Annotated in this window: 3 protein-coding genes and 2 pseudogenes; 2 read left to right on the top strand and 3 right to left on the bottom strand. The window is 51.0% G+C overall.

Going from position 1 to position 3523, the window contains the following annotated elements:
* Positions 1-167 (bottom strand): transposase (locus C0V97_RS07710; RefSeq protein WP_148114926.1); only part of this gene is annotated, 167 nt, incomplete at its 3' end.
* 415 nt (positions 168-582) lie between these two features.
* Between C0V97_RS07710 and C0V97_RS07705 the strand changes: the two genes are divergently transcribed.
* On the top strand, positions 583-2115 hold the full coding sequence (locus C0V97_RS07705) for a Hint domain-containing protein (RefSeq protein ID WP_127102049.1): 1533 nt from the start codon (positions 583-585) through the stop codon (positions 2113-2115).
* Positions 2116-2240: 125 nt separating this feature from the next.
* Here C0V97_RS07705 and C0V97_RS07700 read toward each other — a convergent pair.
* Positions 2241-2582: pseudogene (locus tag C0V97_RS07700) on the bottom strand (transposase); the annotation flags it as partial.
* Positions 2583-2598: 16 nt separating this feature from the next.
* A pseudogene (locus C0V97_RS07695) lies at positions 2599-3192 on the bottom strand (transposase); the annotation flags it as partial.
* 149 nt (positions 3193-3341) lie between these two features.
* Here C0V97_RS07695 and C0V97_RS07690 point away from each other — a divergent pair.
* A partial coding sequence (locus C0V97_RS07690; RefSeq protein WP_148114925.1) for a transposase occupies positions 3342-3523 on the top strand: 182 nt, incomplete at its 3' end.

Raw genomic sequence — 3523 nt, 5'->3', positions numbered from 1 at the left:
GGACCGTATTCCCGCGGCGCATCACGCCAGCGCAGACCATTGCGGTTCACAAAAATGATCCCGCTCAGCACACGGCGGTCATCAACGCGAGGTTTGCCATGGCTCTTGGGAAAGAATGGCCGCAGACGCTCCATTTGTTCGTCCGTCAGCCAAAACAGATCGCTCATCTTCAGTCTCCTCAAGGAGCCTGAATCAAGATTCCCTGCAAAAATCAATGGGTCCTGAGCCTAGGCGTCTGATTACCTCTTCCTCCAACTTCAGCTAACTCATTCCAGTTAACGTGACATCACCGTCACATCATCTCCAGTTCGAAAAGCACTCCGAGGTTGGGCTCAAAACAAAAATCTTGTTGAAAAAAAATACGAACGTATTTATATGCATCCTCAGAGGGATCTGCTGACGTACGAATAACGGTGGCGAAGATATCAATAGGATCATCGAGTTCTGTATCATTTTTATGATTGACTAGTTTTATATATAAATAATAATTCTTCGTTGCTGCATAAATACGAATTATTTATATAATACTAATTTATTTTCATAGATCTTGACACAGGCTCGCGTTTGTTTCGGGGAATATAAATGGCTCTTTATACATGGAATCAAGCCGGCGGCTTGTATTCTCTAAAAAACATGGATGGGCTCGATGTTAAGCCCACTCCCAGCACGGCATCCGGTGACGTATTTACGCGTATTGATGTAAGTAATCAAGGGGGATCCTTGCGGTTGTATGTGCCTGCGCCGTCTCTTTCTAAAGATTTGGTTTATACTTTTTTCTTCAACGTCTTAGACGGAGCATACCGGCCGGTGCTTCGATATGAGATTATTGGTCAAAGCACGGCACTTACTGTTGTCACATCAAAATATGACGTAGTGAACAATTTGACCACGATTGAGGTTGCGTCAAAATCCGCGAGCGGTCCTACGACGGTGTATCGACTATTATTCGTTGGAAATCCTTTTGCCTTCCCAGCCGACGGAAGAAGCAAAATTGACACTCTTGCGAACGGTGCGACTATTCAAAATTTGGCGATAGTCTGTTTCCTTGCGGGAAGTGAGATACGCACCCCTGAGGGGGCAAGATTGATTGAGACTTTGCGGAATGGCGATGAAATTTGCGTTTGGAATGCTGAAGCGCAGAAAGAAGAAATTCGCGTTATTACGTGGATAGGAAAAGGGTTCGTATCGGTAATCCCGACACGTCCAGATGACGAAGCAGGCTGGCCGATATGTGTCCGTCAGAATGCGTTTTCCGAAGGGGTTCCTTCGAAAGATCTCCATATTACGGGGGAGCATTGTATTTTCATAAGGAATATTTTCGTGCCAGCGCGTATGTTGGTAAATGATGCAACTATCTATTACGATAAACGGGTGGGGGATTACGAATTTTACCATATCGAGACGCACGGACATTCCATCATATGGGCTAATGACCTGCAAACCGAGAGTTATCTGGATACGGGCAACAGGGGAGGGTTTATGGCGCATGACGGCGGTACAGTCATGCCATTAAGACCGTTCGACTGGACCTCTGATGGAGCTGCGCCACTGGTTACTGATAGAGCGGCGATAGAGCCTATTTATTCAGCGCTAGCTAAGCGAGCTGGAGTGTTAGGCATTGAGCCTGAAATGGCGCCATGCTCCCTTTCTGACGATCCGGAGTTATGCTTAGAAACTGATACTGGCCAGATGATCCTGCCTAGTAGGATTCGTGGAAATCAAGTAATTTTTTCAGTTCCTCAAGGCGTAAATGAGCTATTAATTCATTCACGTGTGTCGCGTCCATGTGACGTTGTGGGGCCATATATTGATGATCGCCGGCGGCTTGGCGTACTGATTGGCAAAATAACGCTATTTGATTCCCTGAATGTTTCGGAAATTATTTGCCACTTGGTAGGAGAGCCTCTCTTAGGATGGTATGATGACGGAGATGAACATAAGCGCTGGACGATGGGTACCGCCCGGCTGCCTTTGAGGAGAGAATCTCCCGCAGAAAAGGCGATCCTCGCTTTGGAAGTTCTTGCGTGCGGCCCGTATCTCGACCGCGATGCCGAACTTCTCTCTGATCAATCTCAAAAAGAAGTTCTAGAACCACACTTTATGAAGTTCGCCTGATTATGGCGGTTGTGGAGACGGGCGGCGGCGGATATTTTAACTTCAAGATGCCATATGTCGTCCACAGAGGTGGTCCCCTCCGTTCGGATAGTTTTACGGGCCTGCTAAGCTATATCCGGTTGTTGTTATGCCGCCCGTTTTACGGCGTTGCTGTTGGCCATTAGGTCCGGGGTTAACCCCGGACCAGAGGGCGTCGGCGCGTCATGATACGCCTCATCGGGCGTGCGTCTAGTCAGTGCCGTATGCGGACGCCTTTCGTTATAATGGGCGATCCATCTGCCAAGCCCGGCCCTCAGCTCTGAGCCCGTCTCGAACGCGTGCAGGTAGACGCATTCGTATTTCAGCGACCGCCACAGACGCTCGATGAACACGTTGTCCAGCCAGCGCCCACGCCCGTCCATGCCGATGCGGATCGGACTCTCTTCCAGGAGCCCGGTAAAACGGGGCGTCGTGAATTGTGAGCCCTGGACGCCCTTCTGTATGTCAAGCGGCGAAACGTGATGCATTGACCTCGCGATAGCGGCGTATAATGACGCCATCGACCTCGCGGGCAATATAGCGTTTCATGATGCGGATGACCTCGAGTTTGGATTGACCTTCCGCGATACGCCTGGCGACATAAGCACGTGTCTTTTCGTCAGTTCGCAGGCGGCCGATGGCGATGAGATGCAAGGCGCTGTTGGCTGCCCGGTCACCACCTCGGTTCAGACGATGGCGGATCGTTTTTCCCGATGAGGCGGGTACAGGAGTGACACCGCAAAGGGCCGCGAAGCTTGCTTCGGATTTCAGCCGTTCGGGATTGTCGCCAGCCGTCAGGAGGAGCTGGGCCGCTCCGTTGTGACCAATGGAATTGCGCGTAACTAGGTCCGGCGCCAGCTCCTCGACGATCGCCTTGATTATCAGGTCCAGCTCGCCAATCTCGTCATTTAACTCGAGATAGCGACGTGCGAGGGATTTGAGGCTTATCCAATAAACGGCCTCAAGGTCGCGGTAAGCGGTGAGGTCAGGCCGGGAAGCGACAAGCATGCGAATTAACTGCATCCGGGTCATTGAGCGGAGGTGCTCACGAAGGACGTCCATCCCTGCTCCTGCTGCCCGTAACCTACAGGCAGGAATTGGAACAGGTCTTGCCCCAAACCGATAGGCCTTTTGTCAACGTAACCTAGGCTCAGGACCCATTGATTTTTGCAGGGAATCTTGATTCAGGCTCCTTGAGGAGACTGAAGATGAGCGATCTGTTTTGGCTGACGGACGAACAAATGGAGCGTCTGCGGCCATTCTTTCCCAAGAGCCATGGCAAACCTCGCGTTGATGACCGCCGTGTGCTGAGCGGGATCATTTTTGTGAACCGCAATGGTCTGCGCTGGCGTGATGCGCCGCGGGAATACGGTCCACACAAGACGCTCTA

Origin of the sequence: Asaia sp. W19 (genome assembly GCF_003994335.1) — a bacterium.
Classification (GTDB): domain Bacteria; phylum Pseudomonadota; class Alphaproteobacteria; order Acetobacterales; family Acetobacteraceae; genus Asaia.
The sequence above is the reverse complement of the archived record's forward strand: the minus strand, read 5'-3'. Positions and strand labels throughout refer to the sequence as shown.

Coding starts and splice junctions, on each gene's coding strand:
- C0V97_RS07705 (WP_127102049.1), top strand. CDS start 583: ATGGCTCTTTATACATGGAATCAAGCCGGCGGCTTGTATTCTCTAAAA.